Origin of the sequence: Shouchella miscanthi (assembly GCF_007725405.1) — a bacterium.
GTDB lineage: Bacteria > Bacillota > Bacilli > Bacillales > Bacillaceae_D > Shouchella > Shouchella hunanensis.
This window is the reverse complement of sequence record NZ_CP042163.1, coordinates 2,619,138-2,643,896: the sequence shown is the minus strand read 5'-3', so window position 1 is coordinate 2,643,896 and position 24,759 is coordinate 2,619,138. Positions and strand designations below refer to the sequence as shown.

At 40.0% G+C, this 24,759-nt stretch carries 25 protein-coding genes; 17 read left to right on the top strand and 8 right to left on the bottom strand.

Annotation, left to right across the window (positions count from 1 at the left end; genetic code table 11):
* The first annotated feature begins 19 nt into the window (after positions 1-19).
* Both FPV17_RS13305 and opp4C read left to right on the top strand, forming a co-directional pair.
* The gene (locus FPV17_RS13305; protein WP_144559229.1) at positions 20-985 is read left to right on the top strand and encodes an ABC transporter permease; all 966 of its coding nucleotides are present in this window, start codon (positions 20-22) and stop codon (positions 983-985) included.
* A 12-nt stretch (positions 986-997) separates the two neighbouring features.
* Entirely contained in the window at positions 998-1,909 is a 912-nt protein-coding gene (opp4C, locus tag FPV17_RS13300; protein WP_035398754.1) for an oligopeptide ABC transporter permease, read from the top strand.
* 39 nt (positions 1,910-1,948) lie between these two features.
* Here opp4C and FPV17_RS13295 read toward each other — a convergent pair whose 3' ends face one another.
* Together FPV17_RS13295 and FPV17_RS13290 are read right to left on the bottom strand one after the other, a co-directional pair.
* Positions 1,949-2,335: a thioredoxin domain-containing protein gene (locus tag FPV17_RS13295; protein ID WP_035398756.1), complete on the bottom strand. Its 387-nt coding sequence runs from the start codon at positions 2,333-2,335 to the stop codon at positions 1,949-1,951.
* Positions 2,336-2,553: 218 nt separating this feature from the next.
* Positions 2,554-4,203 carry a glycine betaine uptake BCCT transporter gene (locus FPV17_RS13290; protein WP_144559228.1) on the bottom strand — a complete coding sequence of 550 codons (1,650 nt, stop codon included), beginning with the start codon at positions 4,201-4,203 and terminating at the stop codon, positions 2,554-2,556.
* Positions 4,204-4,473: 270 nt separating this feature from the next.
* Here FPV17_RS13290 and FPV17_RS13285 point away from each other — a divergent pair, with 270 nt between their 5' ends.
* Both FPV17_RS13285 and FPV17_RS13280 read left to right on the top strand, forming a co-directional pair.
* Positions 4,474-5,298: a polysaccharide deacetylase family protein gene (locus FPV17_RS13285; protein ID WP_035398507.1), complete on the top strand. Its 825-nt coding sequence runs from the start codon at positions 4,474-4,476 to the stop codon at positions 5,296-5,298.
* Between the two features lie 281 nt (positions 5,299-5,579).
* On the top strand, positions 5,580-5,717 hold the full coding sequence (locus tag FPV17_RS13280; RefSeq protein ID WP_412766065.1) for a GapA-binding peptide SR1P: 138 nt from the start codon (positions 5,580-5,582) through the stop codon (positions 5,715-5,717).
* 37 nt (positions 5,718-5,754) lie between these two features.
* Here FPV17_RS13280 and FPV17_RS13275 read toward each other — a convergent pair whose 3' ends face one another.
* Complete coding sequence (locus tag FPV17_RS13275; RefSeq protein ID WP_144559227.1) at positions 5,755-7,233, bottom strand: aminotransferase class I/II-fold pyridoxal phosphate-dependent enzyme; 1,479 nt, start codon at positions 7,231-7,233, stop codon at positions 5,755-5,757.
* A gap of 113 nt (positions 7,234-7,346) precedes the next feature.
* Between FPV17_RS13275 and FPV17_RS13270 the strand changes: the two genes are divergently transcribed.
* Positions 7,347-7,604 (top strand): UPF0223 family protein, encoded by a 258-nt coding sequence (locus FPV17_RS13270; RefSeq protein WP_035398505.1) that lies wholly within the window; start codon positions 7,347-7,349, stop codon positions 7,602-7,604.
* Positions 7,605-7,739: 135 nt separating this feature from the next.
* Here FPV17_RS13270 and FPV17_RS13265 read toward each other — a convergent pair whose 3' ends face one another.
* Positions 7,740-8,366, bottom strand: coding sequence for a DUF1054 domain-containing protein (locus FPV17_RS13265; protein ID WP_035398502.1), 627 nt, complete (start codon positions 8,364-8,366; stop codon positions 7,740-7,742).
* Between the two features lie 161 nt (positions 8,367-8,527).
* On the opposite strand from FPV17_RS13265, the gene FPV17_RS13260 reads away from it, so the two are divergent.
* The 3 genes from FPV17_RS13260 (at position 8,528) to FPV17_RS13250 (ending at position 10,519) form a co-directional block, all read left to right on the top strand.
* Positions 8,528-8,716 carry a YkzI domain-containing protein gene (locus tag FPV17_RS13260; protein ID WP_144559226.1) on the top strand — a complete coding sequence of 63 codons (189 nt, stop codon included), beginning with the start codon at positions 8,528-8,530 and terminating at the stop codon, positions 8,714-8,716.
* A 109-nt stretch (positions 8,717-8,825) separates the two neighbouring features.
* A complete protein-coding gene (locus FPV17_RS13255; RefSeq protein WP_060703932.1) occupies positions 8,826-9,623 on the top strand; it encodes an inositol monophosphatase family protein in 798 nt (265 codons plus the stop codon).
* On the top strand, positions 9,620-10,519 hold the full coding sequence (locus FPV17_RS13250) for an NAD(P)-dependent oxidoreductase (RefSeq protein ID WP_144559225.1): 900 nt from the start codon (positions 9,620-9,622) through the stop codon (positions 10,517-10,519). Before FPV17_RS13255 ends, FPV17_RS13250 begins: the two co-directional genes overlap by 4 nt.
* Before the next feature lie 19 nt (positions 10,520-10,538).
* On the opposite strand, the gene FPV17_RS13245 is transcribed toward FPV17_RS13250, so the two are convergent.
* Positions 10,539-10,721 (bottom strand): DUF5325 family protein, encoded by a 183-nt coding sequence (locus FPV17_RS13245; protein ID WP_038481064.1) that lies wholly within the window; start codon positions 10,719-10,721, stop codon positions 10,539-10,541.
* Positions 10,722-10,915: 194 nt separating this feature from the next.
* Here FPV17_RS13245 and typA point away from each other — a divergent pair, with 194 nt between their 5' ends.
* Both typA and FPV17_RS13235 read left to right on the top strand, forming a co-directional pair.
* The gene (gene typA, locus FPV17_RS13240) at positions 10,916-12,754 is read left to right on the top strand and encodes a translational GTPase TypA (protein ID WP_035398496.1); all 1,839 of its coding nucleotides are present in this window, start codon (positions 10,916-10,918) and stop codon (positions 12,752-12,754) included.
* A gap of 23 nt (positions 12,755-12,777) precedes the next feature.
* Positions 12,778-13,128: a YlaH-like family protein gene (locus FPV17_RS13235; protein ID WP_038481058.1), complete on the top strand. Its 351-nt coding sequence runs from the start codon at positions 12,778-12,780 to the stop codon at positions 13,126-13,128.
* Here FPV17_RS13235 and FPV17_RS13230 read toward each other — a convergent pair.
* Complete coding sequence (locus tag FPV17_RS13230; protein ID WP_060703933.1) at positions 13,125-13,328, bottom strand: YlaI family protein; 204 nt, start codon at positions 13,326-13,328, stop codon at positions 13,125-13,127. The two genes, FPV17_RS13235 and FPV17_RS13230, sit on opposite strands and share 4 nt — an antisense overlap.
* Positions 13,329-13,545: 217 nt before the next feature.
* Between FPV17_RS13230 and FPV17_RS13225 the strand changes: the two genes are divergently transcribed.
* A complete protein-coding gene (locus tag FPV17_RS13225) occupies positions 13,546-14,865 on the top strand; it encodes a PhoH family protein (RefSeq protein WP_035398512.1) in 1,320 nt (439 codons plus the stop codon).
* On the opposite strand, the gene FPV17_RS13220 is transcribed toward FPV17_RS13225, so the two are convergent.
* A complete protein-coding gene (locus FPV17_RS13220) occupies positions 14,862-15,374 on the bottom strand; it encodes a hypothetical protein (RefSeq protein WP_035398493.1) in 513 nt (170 codons plus the stop codon). The two genes, FPV17_RS13225 and FPV17_RS13220, sit on opposite strands and share 4 nt — an antisense overlap.
* A gap of 160 nt (positions 15,375-15,534) precedes the next feature.
* Here FPV17_RS13220 and FPV17_RS13215 point away from each other — a divergent pair, with 160 nt between their 5' ends.
* Positions 15,535-15,813 carry an Fpa/YlaN family protein gene (locus FPV17_RS13215; RefSeq protein WP_035398491.1) on the top strand — a complete coding sequence of 93 codons (279 nt, stop codon included), beginning with the start codon at positions 15,535-15,537 and terminating at the stop codon, positions 15,811-15,813.
* A 119-nt stretch (positions 15,814-15,932) separates the two neighbouring features.
* Positions 15,933-19,379, top strand: coding sequence for a pyruvate carboxylase (gene pyc, locus FPV17_RS13210; protein WP_144559224.1), 3,447 nt, complete (start codon positions 15,933-15,935; stop codon positions 19,377-19,379).
* Between the two features lie 36 nt (positions 19,380-19,415).
* Here pyc and FPV17_RS13205 read toward each other — a convergent pair whose 3' ends face one another.
* Positions 19,416-20,333, bottom strand: a complete 918-nt coding sequence (locus FPV17_RS13205; protein ID WP_349775493.1) for a COX15/CtaA family protein — start codon at positions 20,331-20,333, stop codon at positions 19,416-19,418.
* Between the two features lie 360 nt (positions 20,334-20,693).
* Here FPV17_RS13205 and coxB point away from each other — a divergent pair, with 360 nt between their 5' ends.
* From coxB to FPV17_RS13185, 4 genes are read left to right on the top strand one after another with little or no spacing between them, the layout of a single operon-like run.
* The gene (gene coxB, locus FPV17_RS13200; protein ID WP_035395196.1) at positions 20,694-21,728 is read left to right on the top strand and encodes a cytochrome c oxidase subunit II; all 1,035 of its coding nucleotides are present in this window, start codon (positions 20,694-20,696) and stop codon (positions 21,726-21,728) included.
* Positions 21,729-21,757: 29 nt separating this feature from the next.
* Positions 21,758-23,632, top strand: coding sequence for a cytochrome c oxidase subunit I (ctaD, locus tag FPV17_RS13195; RefSeq protein WP_144559223.1), 1,875 nt, complete (start codon positions 21,758-21,760; stop codon positions 23,630-23,632).
* Between the two features lies 1 nt (position 23,633).
* The gene (locus FPV17_RS13190; protein WP_035395195.1) at positions 23,634-24,257 is read left to right on the top strand and encodes a cytochrome c oxidase subunit 3; all 624 of its coding nucleotides are present in this window, start codon (positions 23,634-23,636) and stop codon (positions 24,255-24,257) included.
* 1 nt (position 24,258) lies between these two features.
* Positions 24,259-24,606 (top strand): cytochrome C oxidase subunit IV family protein, encoded by a 348-nt coding sequence (locus FPV17_RS13185; protein ID WP_035395194.1) that lies wholly within the window; start codon positions 24,259-24,261, stop codon positions 24,604-24,606.
* Positions 24,607-24,759 lie beyond the last annotated feature (153 nt).

Sequence of the window (24,759 nt, the reverse complement as noted above, 5' to 3'; positions counted from 1 at the left end):
TAAAAAAGAGGTGGCCTACGTGCTCAAATTTATTTTAAGGCGCATTATACAATTTATCCCAATGGTTTTTTTCCTTACTGTCATTGTTTTCTTGTTTGCCTATTTGGCGCCTGGAGATGCTTTGAGTGGAGAAGCAATTGATCCAAATACACCACGAGAAGTTATTGAGGAACGGCGAGCTGCATTAGGATTAAATGATCCGATACATATTCAATACTGGAATTGGCTCAGAAGAGCGGCAACGGGTGATTTAGGTATGTCAACCCATTTTACAGGACGCTCTGTTAGCGAATTAATTTCACAGCGTTTGGGGAATACGTTTTATTTAGGAGCATTTGCTTTATTTGTAACGTTAATCGTTTCAGTTCCAATCGGAATTTACTCAGCAAGAAAAAAATACTCTGTATTAGATTACGCAGCGACTTCATTTGCGTTTGTAGGGTTAGCAACGCCAAACTTTTTCGCAGGGTTATTAGCTATCTATGTATTTTCGTTTGGGCTTGGGTGGTTTCCAACACAAGGATCGATTGGCTCTCCGGGTTTAACAGGTTTTGAAGCCTTTATTAGTCGAATTCAACATCTTGTTTTACCTGGTGTCACACTCGGTCTTTCAAGTACGGCGATCTTTATGCGCTACATGAGATCGGAAATGCTTGATATAAAGGGCAGTGATTTTATTCGGACGGCACGTGCAAAGGGAATTGGAGCAAATTCTGTTTTGTACAAGCATACGTTACGCAATGCGATGATCCCGATTGTGACTTTGCTCGGAATGGAAATTGGCATGCTGTTAAGTGGTGCGTTTATTGTTGAAACGGTATTTAATTATCCTGGAATAGGGACACTGTTCTTGTCTGGTATGTCTAATCGAGATTATCCTGTTATTATGGCAGTGAATTTACTCATTGGGTTATCTGTTTTAGTAGGAAATTTATTGGCGGATATTTTTTATGCGGTCATTGATCCGCGTATTCGACTTGATTGAGGTGAGTGAAGAATGGAACCGAGATTAAACGAAACACCTGATATTGCCCCTACACTGCCGAATTTAACTGAGGAAAAAAGTGTAAGTCCGACGAGGCTTGCCTTCCGCCGTTTCCGAAAAAATAAATTAGCAATCGTAGGAATTGTGTTTTTAAGTATCATGATTGTCATCGCTATTTTTGCTGATGTGATCGCCACTCATGACCCAACTGCTTCACAATTAACAAAAATTGAAGCGAGAGCGGACAGTGAGAATTGGTTGGGGACAGATGGGTCAGGTCGGGATAATTTTTCTAGACTTGTTTATGGAGCAAGAATCTCTCTTACCGTTGGATTTTTTGCGATGTTGTTTACGGTTCTTATTGGGGGAACGCTAGGATCGATCGCCGGTTATTATGGGGGAAAAGTAGATTCTCTTATTATGCGCATGACGGATATTGTTTTAATCTTCCCGTTCATTTTATTGTTTATGACGATTGTGGCTATTCTTGAGCGAACGACGGTTCCGATCTTTATAATGGTCATCGCTATTACCTCTTGGCCGCAAATTTGTCGGATCCTTCGAGGGACGTTTATGTCAATCCGTGAAAAAGAATACGTGTTAAGTGCGAGAAGCATTGGTTGTTCGGATGCTCGAATTATTCGAAAACATTTTCTTCCAAATGCTGTTGGCCCAATTATTGTGAGTGCCACCATTATTATGGCCACAATGATTGTAGCGGAATCTGCTTTAAGTTTTATTGGGTTTGGCATACCACAACCAACACCAACGTGGGGGAATATGTTAACGGAAGCACAGAGCGTTCGATTGTTGCGTAATAATCCGGAAGCGTGGCTACCACCGGGATTATGCATCTTGTTCACCGTATTGGCTATTAATTTCATCGGTGATGGCTTACGGGACGCGTTTGACTCAAAAGCATAAGCTAAAGGGGTAAAAAGATAAGTGATGGGACTTATCTTTTTACTTTGTTACGGCATCGGTAATAGCGAAAACAAGCTGTTCAAGATCTTGTTTACCAGATATCCGTAATAGCTCCTTTTCCCCTTTATAGATGAGTAAGCTTGGAAAGTTTTCTATATTGTAATAAGAAATGGAGCGCGTATCCGTAGAATCTTTAAAAATAAATTCTTGAAAAGAAAAGCCTTCTTTCTCTTGTGAATACTGAATAGCACGATAATAATTACGCTCATTAGAAAGCTGATTTGTATCCGAGAATAAAATGAGGGTTATTTCGTCATGGGCAATCGAATGGGATTTTCCACTCGTTAAAAAAGAAGTCGATGTCAGAATAATTAAAAGGATGATGGCGCTAAACGAGATAGCAAATAAGAGGTGATGTGTCTTCATTCTCCCAGACTCCTTTATCAATCATTTCCATTTTTACTCTTTACCCAACAACTGTAGGAAAAAAACGTCAAATTATCTGGCTCGTTACGATTTAGATAAGGAAGAGAAAAGAGCGGGAGTTTATGTTATACGATGCCTAAAAGCAATGATGCATACATAGAAAAAGCCGTCTTAAAAGATCAAGAATATGATCTTTTAAGACGGCTCGTTTTCCGAAACTAGTCTTTCTTTTTCTTGCTCGATTCCATCTCGTCATTGTTCTTTTGAAGACGACGACGTTCTTTTTTTAATAGTTGCTGTTCACGTTTAACACGCTCGCGATCGTTACGCAGTGCAAGACGTTCTTGGCGTAATCGTTCTCGGTTAACATTCAACGTTTCTTTTTCATTTCGTAGTTCCTTAAATAGCGAAACAATCATGAGGATGATAATAATCGCAAATGGAAACGCCCCGATAATGGATGCGGTTTGTAGCGCATCTAAACCTTCTTCACTTGTCACGAGGAGTACGCCAGCTGTACCAGCAATAATCAGACCCCAAATTAATTTTACCGCATTTGGAGGATTTAAATTACCACCGGTTGTTTGCATACCTAGTACAACAGTTGCTGAGTCCGCTGATGTTATAAAAAAGGATGCAATTAATAGAACGGTAATTAATGCAACAAAGAAGGTGAGTGGAAATTGTTCAAGTAAAGCAAATAAAGCCATTTCCGTGCCGCCTGCGTCCATTTGCTCATAAAGGCCGCCACCGCGATTTTCAAAGTAGATACTTGAACCACCGAATACGCTAAACCAAAATGCCCCAAAAAGTGAAGGCAATGCAATAACGCCAATGACGAATTCGCGGATGGTTCTTCCGCGGGAGACCCGCGCAATAAACGCCCCGACAAATGGTGACCAAGAAATCCACCAAGCCCAGTAGAATAATGTCCAGTCTTGTACCCAAGAAGACTCTGGATCATAAACATCCATACTAAAGCTCATACCAAAGAAGTTTTGTACATAGCTTCCGATACCTTGTGTGAACACACCCATAATATAGCTAGTGGGTCCAAGTAGAAGTACAAAAGCCATCAGTAAAATGGCAAGACGTACATTCAGATTACTTAAGATTCGAATCCCTTTATCAATTCCAGTCATAGCCGATATTGAGAAGAGGATGGTTACAATGACAATCACGACAATTTGAAATAAATTGTAGTTGATATTTTCTAGAGATGGGAATAAATAAATAAGACCTGCTGTAATTTGTGCAGCTCCGAATCCTAAGGATGTAGCTGTTCCAAAGATCGTTGCAAAAACAACAAAAACGTCAATCGTTTTCCCGATTGGACCAGTAACACGGTGTCCAATTAGGGGGCGAAAGGTTGAACTAAAGAGTGCTGGTTCATCTTTTCGATATTGGAAATAAGCAAGGGTTAACGCGACAACAGCATAGATGGCCCAAGGGTGGATGCCCCAGTGAAAAATGGAATAGCGCATCGCTTCAGCTGCGGCTTGCTGTGTAGCTGGATCAGCAGAGGCAGGTGTGAAATAGTGAGATAATGGCTCTGCGGACCCCCAAAAGACAAGTCCAATTCCCATACCAGCAGTAAATAGAAATGCGAACCAAGTTAAATATGTATATTCTGGTTTCTCATCAGGTTTCCCTAAGCGGATACTGCCGAATGGGCTTACGATTAGGTAAATACCGACAGCTACATAGAACGTTGCTGAAAGTAAATAAAACCATCCAAGCTCAGTTGATATAAATCCTTGAATACTTTCGGTTACACTTAACATATTTTCTGGAAAAACAACACCCCAAAAAATGAATGCAAGTGCAACAATGACTGAAATATAAAATACGGACGTTGTTTGCTTCATAGTGATTGTCTACCTTTCCAAAGAAATTTCATTTTTAAGCAAGACAAAATCATAGCATACATTTTTTTAATGTGCCAGTAGCCTTGATTGTAACAACAATTATTAGTACCCTGTCACAGCTAGTCATAAACGCCTTTTTAGTATAAGAGAAGAAAATTATTTTATGCATTTGACGATTTGATGAAAATTTATCTTTCCCCTTTTTATGCTGTCGAAATAAGGAAGAAAATGTTACGATGGGACAAGATATTGTTGAGAGGGGTCCATGATATGAAGAAGTGGCTTTTGGTACCTGCTGTAAGTTTAATCGCACTTTCGGCTTGCGGTTCAAATGAGGAAGGCTCGACTGAAAATACCAATGCAGATGAGAATGAACAAGTAGAAGACAATGAAACAGTTGATGAAGTGCAAGAGGATGAAGAAGAAAACGAGGCTTTAGAAGAGCCTGAGAGTGAAGACGTTGAGGTTGTTTATGAGATTAATCCAACTATGTGGACAGTTGAACCGATGGAAGGAACTGAAGCAGACCCGGAAGTTGTCTTATTAACAATAGATGATGCACCAGACAAGCATGGAGTTGAAATGGCGGAAACGTTAAAAGAGTTAGATGCTCCAGCGATCTTTTTTGTAAACGGGCATTTTATTAATACAGACGAAAAAGCAGAGCAATTAGTGCAAATTCATGAGATGGGCTTTGAAATTGGGAATCATACGATGTCCCATCCTAATTTAGGTGAGATTTCAGAAGAGCAGCAAAGAGAAGAAATTGTTGGCTTAAATGATCGGATAGAAGAAATCATTGGAGAACGTCCAAGATTTTTTCGAGCACCATTTGGGGTGAATACCGATTATACAAAAGAGCTCGTTGAAGAAGAAGGCATGACGTTAATGAACTGGACGTATGGATATGATTGGGATAGTAACTATATGACTGCGGAATCGATTGCAGATATTATGGTGAATGCGCCAGAGCTAGGCAATGGTGGAAATCTATTAATGCATGACCGTGAGTGGACAAATGATGGTCTTGAAGAGATTGTGAACGGTTTACGTGATAAAGGGTATGGACTTGTTGATCCAGATCAATTGAAATGAAAAGAAAAGCTCCCACTACTCATGTAGTGGGAGCTTTTTAATAAAAAGAATAGATAAAAGCTAAATGATTGCTAGCGAATACATAAAAAAATTACAAACGGATTAAACAGTATGTCCTGATCAAAATAATGCCTAAAGGTTAAGTGTATGCGATTAAATCTATAAATATGTCAACATTTAAAAATAATTATGTCACACTAATTACCCCTTGACGACTATAATAATACATACTATTATAGAAATACGAAAACGTAAGCGATTACAAATTACGAGGAGGATGTATGGTGGGAACATTTATTTGTCAAGTTTGCAGTCAGGCGTTGGGACACTTTGAGGGAGAGAAAGTGAGCCGTCTTTATTCTGTATCAAACTGTACGCACTGTGAATCCAAAACCGCAAAAGCTTCTTCTCAAAAATAAATAACAAAACAACGTAGCGCTTGCGCTACGTTGTTTTTTATTGAATAGCAGACTGTTCCTTAATAACCTTTAGAAAAGCAAGCGTTTGATCTTCCGGGCCTTGTACAGGTAAGCCTGCTTCCATATTTTCTTTTACGTACTCCAGATTTTCTTGCGTGATTAATTCTCCTGGACTAAGGATTGGAATCCCAGGTGGATAAACCATAATAAATTCCGCAATGATGCGCCCGGCTGATTGATCAAATGAAACAAATTCCGTTTGTGAATAAAATGCATCACGGGGTGAAATGGCGAGAGTTGGAATATCCGGAACTTTTACAGACAAGGAAATGGATTGTTTGTCTGTCTGTTGAAAAGACGCAGCAAGTTCGGTCATAGCTTTTATTAATAGATCAATTTTTGATTGATCATCGCCTAGCGTGATAATGCAGAGAATATTGTATAAATCGGACAGTTCTACTTCAATACCGTAACGGTCCCGTAACCACACTTCCGCTTCGTAGCCACTAATCGAGAGTTCATTTAAAGAAATGAACAGCTTAGTAGGATCATGGGCAAACGTAGCGGAGGACGTTAAACACTCTTCGCCAATGCAATGAAGTCCATTTATTTCATTTAATTGTTTACGAGCAGAATGAGCTAAAGCAATGACTCGTTTAAGTTCTTTTTCGCCTTCTATTGCTAGATGCTTACGGGCAGCATCTAGTGAGGCAAGTAAGATATAAGATGTGGACGTGGTCGTTAACATGCTCATAATGGCAGTGGTATGATCAACTGAGACAAGTCCAGATTTTACATTTAAAACGGAGCTCTGTGTCAGAGACCCTCCAAGCTTATGAACACTCGTTGCTGCCATGTCAGCGCCTGCTTCCATAGCACTGATAGGTAGTTGTTTGGAAAAATGAGTATGAACCCCATGTGCTTCGTCAACAAGAACTGGGATAGCAGCGGCATGAGCAATAGCTACAATTTCTTTTAAATCACATGTAAAACCATAATAGGTTGGATTTATAACGAGAACGGCTTTAGCGTCCGGGTGGGCTTCAATCGCCCGTTGAATGGATTCAGTCGTAACACCGTGAGCAATGCCATGAGTTCGATCGATTACTGGGTGAACGAAAATCGGAAGCGCTCCAGAAAAAATAATGGCAGACATAATGGATTTATGAACGTTACGGGGAACAATAATTTTGTCTCCTGGTTTGCATACGCTCATAATCATCGTCATAATCGCACCGCTTGTGCCTTGAACAGAAAAAAAGGTATAATCTGCACCGAAAGCATGAGCAGCGAGTTGCTGAGCTTCATGGATAAAGCCATGTGGATGATGAAGGTCATCAAGAGGTGCTATATTAATTAAATCAATTGACAACGCATTGTCACCTATAAATTCCCGATAGGAAGGGTCCATTCCCTGACCTTTTTTATGACCTGGAATGTGAAATGGCGTTGGGTTTTTACTTGCATATTGTTTAAGCCCTGTGAATAATGGCGTTTTTTGTTGATCAAGTTCCATGAAACGAACACCTCATTTCTTATGCACGTATGCGTTTCTGATTTACGCAAACAAGAAGAGTATAGCAAATGAATCCAGATTTGCCTATTGAAAAATTGAAAGGGTGAGAAAGAATGAATATTCCAATTCGTTATGAATGGAGTCAGGAAGAAATTGTTGTAGTAGCGGAGTTTTTTGATCTCATTGCACAAACCCAAGAAAAGGGCGTAGATGCTCGTGTGCTCCAAAGTGCTTACCAAGCTTTTAAACGTGTCGTCCCGTCAAAAGCAGAAGAGAAACAGCTGTTTAAAGAAATAGATGAGCAATTAGGCTTATCTTGCTATAAGGTGGTAAAGCAGGCAAATGAGCAAGATGGGACCGTTCGAACTTGACCAACTTAGCTGGTTAACAGCATCTGTGCATGTACTTAATATGTAGTGCTTATTCGTTTCGCTAGAAGAAAAGACATCGGCTACTAAGCCGATGTCTTTTAAACGTGTCATCCTGACAAAACAAAGCGAAAGGGATCATTGAAGCGCTGTGTACGACAGCTTGTAGAGAGGAAGCAGTGTTTGTACTGTACTTTTCAGTTCATTCATAAGTGCTTCTCCATCTTGTACAAGGGGGTCAGTAGCAGAGAAGTGACGGCCGACAAGCCACTCTGCTTTTTTTACGTCTCGAAAACGCTCAAGTGAGGCGGTAAGGTCAAGAGTTTGAAATGGTTCAGCCTGTTTCTTTGTATGGTCAAGAGACACCATATAAGAATTGGGAACCGTCTCCTTAATGTCGTGTTCATTTTCAAGAAAGAGTTTTGCAATGTCTTGTTTACCTGGTAGTTCATAAATGTAAGCAAGCCAAACAAAGAGGTGATCGTCAAATAAACCTACTTGAAAATGAGGGTGCTTTTTGTAACCACGTTTATTTGCTGCAACCGCGAGCCAAGTGTCTTTTGGTGGATTTGTTGTCCGTCTTGCATGTTGAGCGATGTGCAAATGCATATCTTGATTAAGTAACGTTTCGATATACAAACGAAGTTCTTCACCGATAAGCTGAAATTTTGGCTGGATCGAAGAACGAATCGCTTCCATACGGGGTTCTAGCCCCTCTATTGTAAATGTTTTAAAATCTTCAGTAGAAAAACCGACTTTTGTCATGAGAAAGGCTCCTTTTATCATCTTTACCGTAAGCTTAGCGAATTTTTTCTGAAAGATCAATTGTTAGTGATTTTAAGAAATTACTAGTCGATACAGCCATTTTATGTTATAATATCTGAAAATTAAAAACATGTACCTTATGTACAAAAGGAGAGTCGCAGATGAAACAAGTTCTTCCGTCCTTTCATTCATTTGAACCTGAAAATCGTTTGTCCGTCTTGCGCCTTGAAATCGATTACCAATTAATGACATTGTATGATGCACTAGTGGCGGAAGATAGTGACAAGATTAATGATAGTAAAGCGTTATTAGATGAATATAGACAAGAATGGCTGAGTCTAGAAAAATAGCAAAGAAAAAGTACAACACTGTACTTTTTCTTTTTTTGAAGGTGCAGAACTTTGTATTCAAATTTGTTTGTGCGATAATAGAGAGGAATGAAGCATGCAGGAGGTCGAGATGCAACCAACGTGGAAAGAAATTGAACAGCAAGCAAAAGAGTGGGTCGTGGAAGCAGGAGAGTCCATTAAAGAAGCATTAGAAGGATCTTTTCAAATTAATACAAAATCAAATCCTGATGATCTTGTAACAGATGTTGATAAATCGACAGAAGCATTTCTATATAACCAAATTAAACGTACATTTCCTAACCACCGTTTCCTAGGGGAAGAAGGGGTAAGTGAAGCCATTGAGGATTTAAAAGGAATCGTCTGGATTGTTGATCCCATTGACGGGACGATGAATTTTGTCCATCAGAAGCAAAACTTTGCCATTTCAATTGGCATATATGAAAACGGTATTGGCAAGATTGGAATCGTTTACGATGTCATGAAAGGTGAGTTATTTCACGCAATCGATAAAGAGGGTTTGTTTGTAGATGGGGTAAAATTGACTAAACAAACAGAGAGACCACTTCATGAGGCAATACTTGGCGTAAATTCAAACTGGCTTCTTGAAGATCGAGCATATCAACCGGAATTAGTGAGGATTGCTCAAAAATGTCGCGGTACAAGGTCCTACGGTTCAGCTGCCCTTGAAATGGCGTATGTTGCAGTTGATCGCATGGACGCTTACATAAGCTTTAATTTATCACCGTGGGATTATGCAGGTGGAGCGGTGCTGTTAAAAGAAGCAGGCTGTAAAGCGACTCGATTTAATAATGAAGAACTTTCGTTTCTAGAGAAAGGTACGGTAATCGCTGCAAAGAAACAATTGCATGAAACATTAGTTCAGCAGTTGCAGGAGGGATCGGAATGAAGGTAGGGTTTATTGGACTCGGTACGATGGGGCTACCGATGGCTAGACACCTCGTTGAAGCAGGGTATGAAACGTATGTTGTAAGTCGAAGTAGAGGTCCGATTGAAACAGCCGTTGCTTTTGGAGCGTTTGAAAAAGAAACCCCCAAATCATTAATAGAAACAGTTGACGTTGTTATGACTTGTTTACCAACACCTGATTCAATTAAAGACGTATATGATGGGGAAACAGGTTTGCTTGCCGGGGCTTCGAGAGGGAAAGTCATCATTGATCATTCCACTGTTAATCCTGCTACGAATGAGTGGTGCTATCAAGAAAGCGCAAAGAATGGAACAGCTTTTGTGGATGCGCCAATTAGTGGAGGTCCAATGGGGGCAGAAGCTGGTACATTAACGATTATGTGTGGGTGTGATGAAGAAGTTTTTCCGGCAGTACAACCTGTTCTTGAAGCATTTGGTGAGTATATCATTCGGGTTGGTCAAATCGGAAGTGGAACAACGGTAAAGCTATTAAACAATATGTTAATTGGTGTACATCAGTCGGCTTTAGCAGAATGTTATGTAATGGCCGAAAAGGCAGGAGTAGACCCTGCTATTGCGTATGACGTCATCAAGCGAAGTGCTGGATTTTCAAAAAGTATGGATTGGGCCGTTGATGCAATTCTTGATCGAAACTTTGATGCCAGATTCTCGATTAATTTGTTAGATAAAGATATTAAGCTTGCTTTAGGATTAGCAGAAGAGCTTAATATGCCTCTTGATGTTGTGAAAGTAGGAGCGCAAAAAGTAGCTCATGCCAAAGAAAAATACGGGCATCAAGATGTGAGTGCAATTATTCGTCCTTTGGAAGAGGCAACGAATAGTATTGTAAAAAGACGAACAAAGGAGAACCATTAATGGCTCTCCTTTTTACATTTTAATTTTGGCTATTCACGTTTTTTTTTCTTAATCCAAATCCTAGTCCCATGGAGACAACGATTCCAACGATTGAGACAACAGCAATTAGAAGACTACGTTCTGCAACAGCGACGCCAATCCCCATAATACACAATACCGTTATAATGGATAGTGTTAGGAATATCACATTTTCTTTATTCAAAATCGTCTTACCCCCTCTATTCACTATTAAATAGTGTACCGCTTTCTTGCTTCGAGGGAAAGGGTTACGTGTGACAAAATGGGAAACATTTTTTGGTGAAATACTGTTTTTGAAATAAAATAGGAACTGAAACAACTTTATGCTATACTTAGACAGTTGAACATCTCTATGGAGGAAATAAAGGAGAGAATAGAATGAATGTACGTGAAGATATAAGAAATATTGCGATTATCGCTCACGTTGACCACGGAAAAACAACCTTGGTTGACGAATTGTTAAAACAATCTGGAACATTCCAGCAGCACGAAACAGTGCAAGAGCGCGCGATGGATTCAAATGCTTTGGAAAAAGAGCGAGGCATTACCATTTTAGCAAAGAATACCGCGATCAACTACGCGGATAAGCGCATAAATATCATGGATACACCTGGTCACGCTGATTTTGGTGGTGAAGTAGAGCGTATCATGAAAATGGTTGACGGTGTATTGCTCGTCGTTGATGCGTATGAGGGCTGTATGCCTCAAACGCGCTTTGTTCTGAAAAAAGCGCTTGAGCAAAAGTTAACGCCTATTGTTGTTGTAAACAAAATTGACCGTCCGGCAGCAAGAGCAGCCGAGGTAGTTGATGAAGTGGTTGACTTATTTATTGATTTAGGTGCAGATGAAGATCAGCTTGATTTTCCAGTTGTATATGCATCAGCTATTAATGGAACGTCTTCTTTAACGCCTGATAAACAAGAAGACTCAATGAAAGATTTGTTTAATACTATTATTGAATCGATTCCTGCACCTGTTGATAATAGCGATGAGCCACTTCAATTCCAAATTACGTTACTAGATTACAACGACTATGTTGGTCGTATCGGAATTGGACGAATCTTTAGAGGAACGATGAAAGTCGGCGAGCAAGTTGCGTTGATGAAACTCGATGGTTCGGTTAAACACTTCCGTGTAACGAAATTATTTGGTTTCCTTGGTTTAAAGCGTGTTGAAATTGAAGAAGCAAAAGCAGGCGATCTTATCGCTGTCTCAGGAATGGAAGAAATTAATGTTGGTGAAACGGTTTGTCCGATTGATCATCAAGATGCTCTTCCTACCCTTAGAATTGATGAACCAACATTGCAAATGACCTTTTTAGTAAATAACTCACCTTTTGCTGGAAGAGAAGGGAAATTCGTGACGAGCCGTAAGCTAGAAGAACGTCTGAAATCTGAATTAGAGACGGATGTGAGCCTACGTGTGGAAGACACAGATTCACCAGATGTATGGGTAGTTTCTGGTCGTGGCGAACTTCACTTATCCATCCTTATTGAAAATATGCGTCGTGAAGGTTACGAGCTTCAAGTGTCTAAACCAGAAGTCATTATTCGTGACATTGATGGGGTTCGAAGTGAGCCTGTTGAACGTGTACAAATTGATGTACCAGAAGAGTATCAAGGTGCGGTTATGCAATCAATTGGTGAGCGTAAAGGTGAACTTGTTAACATGACAAACACTGGAACGGGACAAGTTCGATTGGACTTCTTAGTTCCTGCTCGTGGATTAATCGGTTATACAACTGAATTCTTAACACAAACACGTGGCTACGGCATTATTAACCACTCTTTTGATTCGTACCAACCAATGGTTGCGGGTCACGTTGGTGGTCGTCGTCAAGGTGTGCTTGTGTCAATGGAAACAGGGAAAGCAACCCAATACGGTATTATGGGTGTTGAAGATCGTGGAACGATTTTCCTTGATGCCGGTACAGAAATTTACGAAGGTATGATTGTTGGTGAGCATACCCGTGAAAATGATTTGACTGTTAATATTACAAAAATGAAGCAACAAACAAACGTTCGTTCGGCAACGAAAGATCAGACCGTTACAATGAAACGTCCAAGAATATTAACCCTTGAAGAAGCATTGGAATATTTAAATGACGATGAGTATTGTGAAATGACACCTGAATCGATTCGCTTACGGAAGAAAATTTTGGTTAAATCAGAGCGTGAAAGAGAAGAAAAACGTCGTAAGCTAGCTTCGAAATCTTAAGATGAACGAAGGGGGCCAGGATTATGCGAAACGGTGAAGAGATGGTACCTGTTGAAAACCTATCTTGGCTTATGCAGGCTACTTATGAGCAACCGTGGATTGGCTTTGTCGCATTTATCGCTACGACGTTGCTCACAGTTCTCGTTTTCAATTTAGGGTTTGCACGAAAATTACCTGTTCTCAAAATGATTGTTGTCTATGTGATGCTGATCATTGGAAGCTTTGGATTATGGTTTCTGGAATTTGTGTTTGGGGCGCCGATTATGGCCGTTTTAGCTATTTCAGCACTCGTGCTAGGGATTTATCGATTTCGGTTGTTTATGCACCGAAAAGAAAAAGCAAGATCGGAAGAAAATGGAGGGAGCGTTGGTTAAGGCCAATCGCTCTCTTCTTTTTGTGTATGTGGAACGGAGAAACTGCCAGTCGCTTTACGTTCATCTGTACGTTTTGCAATTCGTTGTTGACAGCTGCTACACATGTACGTGTGAATTGGTCGGTTTCGTAGTTTCTTGGCGATAACGCTATAGTCATCAATATCTTCAATACAGTCGCATATAACGCATTGTACTTTCATTTTGTCGTCTTAAAGACGTACACCTCACTTTACCCATATGGTATATCTAGTGTATCGAATAATAGAGCAAAAAGAAACTCCTATAATAATCAATAATCCTTCGTCTAAGTTGTGCGCTTTTTTCATACGATTAAGAAGAGAGGAAGCTTGCTTCTACTGAAAGGCAAATTCTTAACGCACTTACTTAGGAGGCGTTTTTTTGACTAATGCCAAGAAAATGTATGTTCTTGATACAAATGTATTGTTACAAGATCCTTATTCGATCTATCAGTTTCAGCCGCACGAAGTTATTATTCCAGCAATTGTTCTTGAAGAAGTCGATTCTAAAAAGAAAAATATGGATGAAGTGGGCCGGAATGCACGAATGATTGCTCGTATTATTGACCAATTAAGAGAAGGCGGAAAGCTTCATAAAGGAGTGCAGCTACACGAAGGAGGTACCGTTCGGGTTGAACTAAATCATCGTTCCTTTCAACATTTAAAGCATGTCTTTGCGGATATGACAAATGATAACCGTATTATTGCGGTTGCGCTTAATTTGCAAAATGAAGAAAAGGAAAAAGCGAACGGACGAGATGTCGTGCTTGTAAGTAAAGATGCTCTTGTACGGGTAAAAGCGGATTCTTTTGATTTGCTGACGGAAGATTTTCTGAATGATCGAGTTATTGAAAGTGACGAAGGCTATAGCGGCTATAAGGATTGCTATACAAATCAAGAAGTCATTACTGCTTTTTATAAAAACGGTGAAATTGCAGTGGATGAATTGGAGGTAGATCATCTCTACCCAAATCAGTTTGTCATTTTAAAGGATTATTCTCAAGCTTCGAGTTCCGCGATTGGTAGAGTCGATTTACTTGGTAAGAAAATCAAACCGTTAATCGGTGAGTATGAACATATATGGGGGATAAAGCCACGAAATGCACAGCAAAAAATGGCCTTTGAACTCTTGCTTCGGAATGACTTACCGCTTGTCACGTTAGTAGGAAAAGCGGGTACAGGTAAAACGTTGCTGTCACTGGCAGCCGGGCTATTACAAACGGAAGACTTACATCTTTATAAAAAACTAGTTGTTGCAAGACCTATTGTACCCCTTGGTAAAGATATCGGCTATTTACCAGGAGAAAAAGAAGAGAAGTTAAAACCATGGATGCAACCAATTTACGACAATCTGGAGTTTTTGTTTGATACGAAAAAGCCTGGAGAGCTTGATCGAATCCTTGCTGGCCTTGGTTCCATCCAAGTGGAAGCATTAACGTATATTAGAGGGAGAAGCATACCCGATCAATATATCATTATTGATGAAGCGCAGAATCTAACAAAACATGAGGTGAAAACAATACTGACTCGTGTCGGTGAACGAAGCAAGGTTGTATTAATGGGAGATCCTCAGCAAATTGATCATCCGTATCTTGATGAATATACAAATGGGTTAACGTACGCAGTGGAAACGTTTAAAAATGAAGCGCTGAGCGGCCATATTAAGTTAATAAAAGGGGAACGCTCAGCGCTTGCGCAGCTTGCAGCCGATTTACTTTAAACGAATGACAGCTGCTTTACTCGTTTAATCGCTGTCTGACTTACACCGTCAGCTACATAAAGGTGTACAGGTCCATCTTTATGTAGAGGCTTGCCATTATCAGAGAATGCAGCAATTAAATAATCGGCTTTCTCTATTGGAAGTGTCACGTGTTGATTTTCCGTTGTTTCAACGATAATGGATTGAACATCCTCGTAGGGAGCGGCATTACGGATGAACGAGCGTAAAGGCATTCCGAAAGAACCGTTTATTAGCTCTTGGCGGTTATATTTAATACGGTTCGAATCTCGATTCGGATTAGGCGGCTCGGATCCTTCAAGCATTTCTTTATCAAATTGTTGAGAGATCTTTTGCGTATAATGAATTAAATCATTCTCTTGTTCTAGTTGCATATCTGATTCAAAGAACGTTGTTAAATCAATCTTTCGTTCGTCAAAAATCCAAACGGTAGGATCAATTGTAAGTGGCTTCTTTACTTTACCAGAAATGAAAAATACAAATTCTTGCATGAAATCCCTCCAAAACTATGTACGATAGAGAAAAGTATACGCCTTCATTTAACATTTGTCACGATTGGAAACTTATCTGTACAATGAAAATGATTGCAATTTCCGTCAAATATCTATACTATGGGAAGTAGGATATGAACTCAGACGAGGAGGGGATAATTTGACGTTACATGCTGTGACAAGCCAAAGTGAAAAAGCATATAGTTTACTTCAAGAGGATGCGGAAAAAATCCGTCAGCTAATTGAGGTTCAGCTTGAAAACTTGACAATGCCGCAATGCCCCCTCTACGAAGAGGTTTTAGATACAAGAATGTTTGGTTTATCAAGAGAAATTGATTTTGCCATTCGACTTGGGCTTGTTGAAGAAGAAAAAGGGAAGGGAATCTTGAGTGAGTTAGAACGAAAACTAGCTTTACTTCATGATTCTTCTCTAAAGTAACATAAAACCGGGACGCACATGCGCCCGGTTTTTCTGAAATCAATTTTGTGCATATTAGTTGCGAAATTTAGAGAAATCAGTCAAAGTTAAGAGAAAAAACGGAGAGAGGGAATAGCGAGATGAATGGATTACATACAATTAAGAAAGTTCTTGTAGCAAACCGTGGAGAAATCGCCATTCGAATTTTTCGGGCATGCTCAGAATTAAACATTCGCACGGTTGCCATTTATTCGAAAGAAGATACAGGAGCTTTTCATCGCTACAAAGCAGATGAAGCGTATTTAGTTGGTAAAGGAAAAAAACCAATTGATGCATACTTAGATATTGAAGATATTATTGCGACAGCGAAAGCAAATGATGTCGATGCCATTCATCCAGGCTATGGCTTTTTGTCAGAGAATATTGAATTCGCCAGACGTTGTAAAGAAGAAGGCATTTTATTCGTGGGTCCAGAGCTTGAACATTTAGAGATGTTTGGTGACAAGATCCAAGCCAGAGAACAAGCTCTTAAAGCTGGCTTACCTGTTATTCCTGGTAGCGATGGACCGGTTAATGATTTAAATGAAGTGAAAGCTTTTGCAGCAGAACATGGCTATCCGTTTATTATTAAAGCCTCTTTAGGAGGCGGTGGACGAGGAATGAGGATTGTTCGCGCTGAAGAAGAATTAAAAGAAGCATATGATCGGGCTAAATCAGAAGCGAAATCTGCTTTCGGGAACGACGAAGTATATGTAGAGAAGTTTGTCGAGCGCCCTAAACATATTGAAGTTCAAATTTTAGCGGACAAGCATGGCAATATTGTTCATTTACATGAAAGAGATTGTTCAGTACAACGCCGACATCAAAAAGTAGTGGAGATCGCACCGAGTGTGTCGTTAACGGATGAAGTACGAAATAATATTTGCCAAGCGGCGGTTCAGCTGATGGAAAATATACAGTATGTGAATGCTGGAACGGTAGAATTCCTTGTGACAGATGATGGAGCGTTTTACTTCATTGAAGTAAATCCTCGTGTACAAGTTGAGCATACCATTACGGAAATGGTAACTGGAATTGATATTGTACAATCTCAACTGAAGATAACAGCAGGTTACAAATTGCATGAAAAAGAGATAAACATTCCGGCTCAGAAAGATATTCATCTCTTCGGATATGCGATACAGTCACGTGTGACAACAGAAGACCCAGCTAATGGCTTTATGCCAGATACAGGGCGGATTAATGCGTATCGTTCTAGTGGTGGTTTTGGTGTACGTCTAGATGCAGGAAATGGCTTCCAAGGTGCGGTCATTAGTCCTCACTATGATTCCCTACTTGTAAAAGTGTCTACGTGGGCATTGACGTTTGAAGATGCGGCATTAAAAATGGTGCGTAATCTTCGTGAATTTCGTATCCGAGGTATTAAAACGAATATTGCCTTTTTAGAGAATGTTGTGACCCATAAGAAGTTTTTAAATGGGGAATATAATACAGGCTTTATTGATCAAACGCCAGAATTATTTGTGTTTCCAAAGGTCAAAGACCGAGGAACGAAAATGCTATCTTTTATTGGAGAAACAGTTGTGAACGGGTATCCGGGCTTACAAAAAGGAGAGAAGCCGCTCTTTGATGCGCCAGTCTTGCCTGCCTATAATCGTCTAGAAGAAGTGAAGCCAGGAACGAAACAACTATTGGATGAAAAAGGGCCTGAAGGGTTGATTAAGTGGGTTAATGAACAGAAAGACGTTCTATTAACGGATACAACATTCCGAGATGCACATCAATCTTTACTTGCTACTCGGGTGCGAACACATGACTTGAAAAAAGTTGCGGAGCCAACAGCCCATCTATTGCCTGATTTATTTTCACTTGAAATGTGGGGCGGTGCCACTTTTGATGTAGCGATGCGCTTCTTACACGAAAATCCTTGGGAGCGGCTGCTCGTTTTACGGGAAAAAGCACCAAACATTTTATTCCAGATGTTGCTACGTGCTTCTAATGCAGTTGGGTACACTAGCTATCCAGATAATGTTGTTTATGATTTTGTTCAAAAGTCAGCTGAAGCAGGAATTGACGTATTTCGAATCTTTGATAGCTTGAACTGGGTTGAAGCAATGAAGCCAGCTATTGAAGCAGTTCGTGAAAGTGGTAAAGTCGCAGAAGTAGCCGTTTGCTACACAGGAGATATTTTAGACAAAAATAAAACAAAATACGATTTACCTTACTACAAAAAGATGGCGAAAGAACTAGAAGCATCTGGTGCCCATATTTTAGCGATTAAAGATATGGCAGGATTGTTAAAACCAGAAGCAGCGTATCAGCTTGTCAGTGAGTTAAAAGGGACCATTGATATTCCCATTCATTTGCATATGCACGATACAAGCGGCAACGGTGTGTTTTCTTATGCACGCGCTGTAGAAGCTGGTGTTGACATTGTTGACGTTGCTGTTAGTTCAATGGCTGGATTGACGTCACAACCAAGTGCAAACAGCCTGTATTATGCGCTCGCGGGAACCGATCGTCAGCCGAAAATGAATATTGAGACATATGAGAAGCTTGATCAGTTCTGGTATGATACACGGAAGTTTTATAGTGGGTTTGAAAGCGGCATGAATGCACCACATACAGAAGTGTACGAACACGAAATGCCTGGTGGTCAATACAGTAACTTACAGCAGCAAGCAAAAGCGGTTGGTTTGTATGAGAAATGGAATGAAGTGAAGAAAATGTACCGCACAGTCAATGACATGTTCGGAGACATTGTGAAAGTAACACCTTCTTCTAAGGTTGTAGGAGACATGGCGCTTTATATGGTACAAAATGAGTTGACGGAAGAAGATCTTTATGAAAAAGGGTCAAGCTTAGATTTTCCTGATTCAGTAGTTGAGTTCTTCCAAGGGCAGCTTGGTAAACCATATCAAGGTTTTCCACAGGAACTTCAACGTATTATACTAAAAGGGAAAACCCCAATTGAAGGTCGTCCTGGTGCAGCCCTTGAGCCTGTTGATTTTAAAGAAGTTGGCGAGCAACTATTTAAAGAGCTTGATCGTCAAGTGACAAGTCATGATGTTCTGTCTTATTTACTGTATCCAAAAGTGTTCAAAGAATATGAAGAGTTTAGTGAACGCTTTGGTGACGTATCTGTTCTTGATACACCAACATTCTTTTACGGGTTGCATCTCGGAGAAGAGGTAGAGATTGAAATCGAACAAGGGAAAACGTTAATTGTAAAATTAATCTCCATTTCTGACCCACAGCGAGATGGTACAAGAATTGTTTATTTTGAATTAAATGGTCAGCCTCGTGAAGTGAACATTTTAGATTTAGATATTAAGTCAGATGCAGTATTACGGCCAAAGGCTGAGAAAAACAATTTAAATCATATTGGTGCATCGATGCCTGGCACCGTTGTAAAAGCACTCGTTTCTGAAGGTGATGAAGTGAAAAAAGGTGATCACCTTATGATTACCGAAGCGATGAAAATGGAAACAACGGTTCAAGCTGCAAAAAATGGAGTTGTGACTAAAATTCATGCAAGAGACGGAGAAGCCATTTCCACTGGTGATCTATTAATCGAAATAGAGTAATCATACCATGAAAAAAAGCCGCCCAAGGGCGGCTTTTTAGTTCTGCTTGTGTCGATTGACAAGCATGACCATGTAACAAAGTACGGTGAAGAGGAGGGAAATTAAAAGCGCATGGAAAATGCCAATCGTTAAGGTGGAATTTTGAGTAAATACAACGGCAATTCCAGAAGCGGCTTGTCCAGCAACGAGAATAATCGTGAGTACGGAACAAAAAACTAAAACGGATTGTTTTTTATAAGCTTTTAATGTCCAAATAAATAAGATAAGAAGTAAAGTGACAAGAATCAATGCGGCTGCTCGGTGTAGCAGTTGTACAGCAATCGCATCGTGAAACACAGTTGGGATTAATTCACCATTACACAATGGAAAACCAGAACAAGCAAGGGTTGCATCTCGATGCTTTACGTAAGCCCCAGTATAAATAGCTAAATAGGAATAAATCGTTGTACCAATCACAAACCACTTGTATGACTTTGAAACAATTGGTACATAATGTCTTTTAGGATTGCTGTCTTCAAATGCAAGTCTTGTTAATAATACGACGGATGCAAAAGAGAGAGCTGAAAAACCAAAGTGTAATGCCATAATGAGGTCTGATTGACCGAATACAACGGCGCCTGCTCCAAGTAATCCTTGAAAAATGATCATAAAAACAGAAATAATCGCTAAAAATTTCGTTTCCGATAAATGCTTTAATGTTCGCCATGACCAGATGGCCATGATAATGACGAGCATCCCTACAATACCTGCGATTAAGCGATGAGAGAATTCGATAACCGTTTCTGGTGGTGGATCAAGTGGGATAACTTGACCAAAACAGAGCGGCCACGTTTGACCACATCCCTCGCCTGAGCCCGTATTTGTAACTACTGCTCCTTGAATGAGAACAAGGAGAACACCTAGTGAGGTGAATACGCCAAATCTTTTTAGTCCTTTATGCAATCGTTTCACCATTCCTTCTATAAACTTGTTAAAAAGTATGATAAAGTTAGTATTGGGTCTTATAATGTACTTTCTCCATGATAAGAAAACGTACAGGGTAAAGTCAATTTTTCAGCTGCGAACAATTTTTGAAGATTGTAAATGTGAAAATCATGTGAACAAAAGGAATTTGATGAAACCGCCCACATTTTCGGTTATAATCGATAATGTGGGAGAATGTAAGAATATGTGTGAGCAATGATCCTCATATTCCGTCAAGCTTAAGAAGGGTTGTATCCGTTTTCGAGTTTCATAGACGGACTAGCCATTTTATCATTCACGCCGCTGTTTGAGAAGACCAAGACAACTACATAGAAAGAGAGGGAATCGAACATGTTAAAAAACCTACTGTGGCGCTTAACACCTGCAGCTCTAGTGCTTGTTTTTTTATCAGGCTGTCTTGGTGAAGAGAACTTGACTGCGCTTGATCCAAAGGGAGAAGCGGCACAATGGATCTATGACAACATGATCTTGTCATTAGTTATTATGACACTTGTATCAGTGATTGTGTTTGCCATATTCTTCATTATCGTCGTGAAGTTCCGCCGCAAAGAAGGCGATGATGAACTACCGAAGCAAGTTCACGGAAATACAGCAATGGAAATTACATGGACTGTTATTCCTGTACTATTGCTTATTATTTTATTTATTCCAACCGTAACAGGAACGTTTGAATTCCATGTTGATGCTGATCCAGCTGAACATGAAGATGCAGTATACATAAACGTGACTGGCCACCAGTACTGGTGGCAGTTTGATTACGAGGAAGGCTTTACAGCAGGTCAAGAAGTGTATATTCCTGTTGGAGAGCGTGTGGTATTTGAGCTTAATGCAGAAGATGTTATTCACTCTTTTTGGGTTCCTGCGTTAGGTGGTAAAATTGACAACATCCCTGGTGTATCAAATGCTTTATGGCTACAAGCTGAAGAACCAGGTGTCTATTTAGGGAAATGTGCAGAATTATGCGGACCTTCCCATGCGCTGATGGATTTCAAAGTCATTGCCCTTGAGCGTGATGAATACGACCAATGGGTAGATGATATGCTTGCTGTTGAAGCGGAAGAAACTGCTGCAAATGCTGAAGCGGGTTATGAAGTATTCCAAGAAAATGCATGTATTAATTGTCATGCAATCGGTGGAGAAGGTATGGCAACTGGCCCAACTTTGACAAACTTCGGTGACCGTCAAAAATTTGCAGGTGTATACGACATCGATGATGATGAAGAACTTGCGAATTGGATTCGAAATCCTGAAGAGTTAAAGCAAGGCAACAACATGCCACCACATGATATTAGTGATGATGACATGGAAGATTTAATTGCGTACTTACGTTCATTACAAGTACGTCCAGCAGATGCGGATTATTAAAAGGAAGATTGGGTAAAGGAGGGTCTTGATTGGCTAGTTATAAAAAAGAAAAAGGCGTCGTTTGGGACTGGCTAACAACGGTTGACCATAAAAAGCTCGGCATCATGTACTTAATTGCCGGGACGCTTTTCTTCTTAAAAGCCGGTTTGATGGCTGTTTTTATGCGAATTCAGCTTATCATGCCTGAAAATAGCTTTTTAACCGGGCAAACGTTTAACGAATTTATTACGATGCACGGAACGATCATGTTGTTCCTCGCAGCCACCCCGCTCTTATTTGCATTTATGAACTTTGTGATTCCGCTTCAAATCGGTGCTCGAGATGTTGCGTTTCCATTCGTCAATGCGTTAGGGTTCTGGATATTCTTATCAGGTGGTTTATTACTATCAACAAGCTGGTTTTTTGGTGGAGGCCCAGATGCAGGATGGACTGCTTATGTTCCTTTATCATTAAATGAAGAACAGCTTGGTCTTGATTTTTATGTACTTGGTTTACAGGTTTCTGGTATCGGTACATTGATTTCAGCCATTAACTTTTTAGTGACAATCATTAATATGCGTGCGCCAGGAATGACGATGATGCGCTTACCACTTTTTGTGTGGACATCGTTTGTCACATCGACACTCATTCTCTTTGCATTTACGCCACTTGCGGCAGGACTTGCGCTTCTTATGCTAGAGCGGATTTTTGATGCCCAGTTCTTTAACCCGGCAGCAGGAGGAAACGTTGTCATTTGGCAACATATTTTCTGGATTTTTGGTCACCCTGAAGTGTACATTCTTGTTTTACCGGCATTTGGAATTATATCAGAGGTTATTCCGGCATTCTCAAGAAAGCGTCTATTCGGTTATACTGCAATGGTTTTCGCAACAATGATTATTGCCTTTCTTGGATTCATGGTATGGGCTCACCATATGTTTACAGTAGGAATTGGCCCAGTAGCCAACTCAATCTTTGCGATTGCAACAATGACGATTGCTGTACCAACAGGAATTAAGATCTTTAACTGGCTCTTCACGATGTGGGGCGGTAAAATTACGTTTAATACGGCAATGTTATTTGCTTCTTCGTTCGTTCCAACGTTCGTTCTTGGAGGCGTAACAGGGGTTATGCTAGCAATGGCACCTGTTGATTACTTGTACCATGATACGTACTTTGTTGTAGCGCATTTCCACTACATTATTGTCGGTGGAATCGTGTTAGCGCTGTTTGCCGGTTTATTTTACTGGTATCCGAAAATGTTTAACCATAAGTTAAATGAAAAATTAGGAGTCGTGTTCTTTATTCTTTTCACGATTGGTTTCCATTTAACATTCTTTGTTCAACACTTCCTTGGTTTAATGGGAATGCCTCGCCGAGTTTATACATATTTAGGCGGTCAAGGTCTTGATGAATTCAACATGATTAGTACAATTGGAACATTCTTTATGTCTGCTGCAGTGATTGTACTTGTCATTAATATTGTTTACTCAGCTATTAAAGGTGAGCGCGTTATTGGGATTAATGATCCATGGGATGCACGTACGTTAGAATGGGCAACACCAACACCTGTCCCAGAGTATAACTTTGCTCAAACGCCACAAATCCGTTCACTTGATCCATTGTTTTACGAAAAAGTACACGGGGACGGCACAATGAAACCGGCTGAACCAGTCGATGATATTCATATGCCGAATGGCTCTATTCTGCCTGTTATCATTTCAATCGGTTTATATTTCCTAGGCTTTGGTTTGATTATGCTAGAAATGGCTGAGCCGATTGTGAGTCCATGGATTGTTGTTGCTCTTGGTGGCTTGTTAACATTCGGTGGTATGGCAATGCGTTCATTGAAAGATGATCATGGCTATCATATTCCAAAGAGCGTTGTTAAAGCGGATCTTAAAAAGCTAGGAGGTGGCAAATAATATGGCTGGTGCAGTCGATACATCAAAAGGCTTACCGTCTCATCCGGAGCGAGCTACCCTTGAAGGGAAAAATAAATTTCTAGGCTTTTGGTTCTTTCTTGGTGGAGAAACCATCATGTTTGCCACTTTTTTTGGAACGTACTTAGGATTACGTAACGGTGTTGGAAGCGGACCAGCTTCTGATGAACTCTTTACGTTACCGCTTGTCTTTATTATGACAATGATTCTTTTAACAAGTTCAATGACAAGTGTAATGGCAATGTTTGCGATGAAGAAAAACCAGTTCAAAAAAATGATGACATGGATGATTATTACAGTCCTTCTTGGTTTGGTGTTCTTAGGTCTAGAGATCTATGAGTTCCAGCACTATGTACATGATTATGAATTTGGCTTTACTACAAGTGCTTTCTCATCTGCCTTCTATACACTTGTTGGACTACACGGGGCTCACGTATTATTTGGTCTTTGCTGGATCACGTTGCTTATTATCCGAAATTGGGGCAAAGGGATTACGTTGACAAATGCTCCTAAGTTTTATGTGGCAAGTCTTTACTGGCACTTTATCGACGTCGTGTGGGTATTCATCTTTACCGTCGTTTACTTAATGGGAGCAGGAGGTTATTAATATGGCTGATGACCACTTAAGCAAACCGTTTGAAAAGAGTTCACTTACGGAAGCTGAAAAACGTGAGATGAAGCGAGATATTAAGAAACAATTTGTCGTGTTTATCTTACTATTATTCTTAACAGTTCTCGCGTTTGTCGCTGTAGGTGCAGACTTAATCCCAAATAATTTTGCAGTGCCATTCATTTTAATTCTTGCGATCGTTCAATTGCTTTTACAGCTACTGTTTTTTATGCATATGAAAGATAAAGATCATGCTTGGGCAACTGTCTTTATGATCACTGGTATATTTGTCACTATGCCGACCATTGTTGCATTAATGCTGCTAATCGGTGTTGTAAAATACTAGAGAGAAAATGATGTACTGTTAAAGGAAAGCGGGTATGGATGTTACGCCATACTCGTTTTTCTTTTTGGCTCTATACAAGTACGTTTAAATGTGACAGTTTGATAAGACAAATTGTCTTATGTTTAATGTTCACTAGATTGTAAATACTAGAGC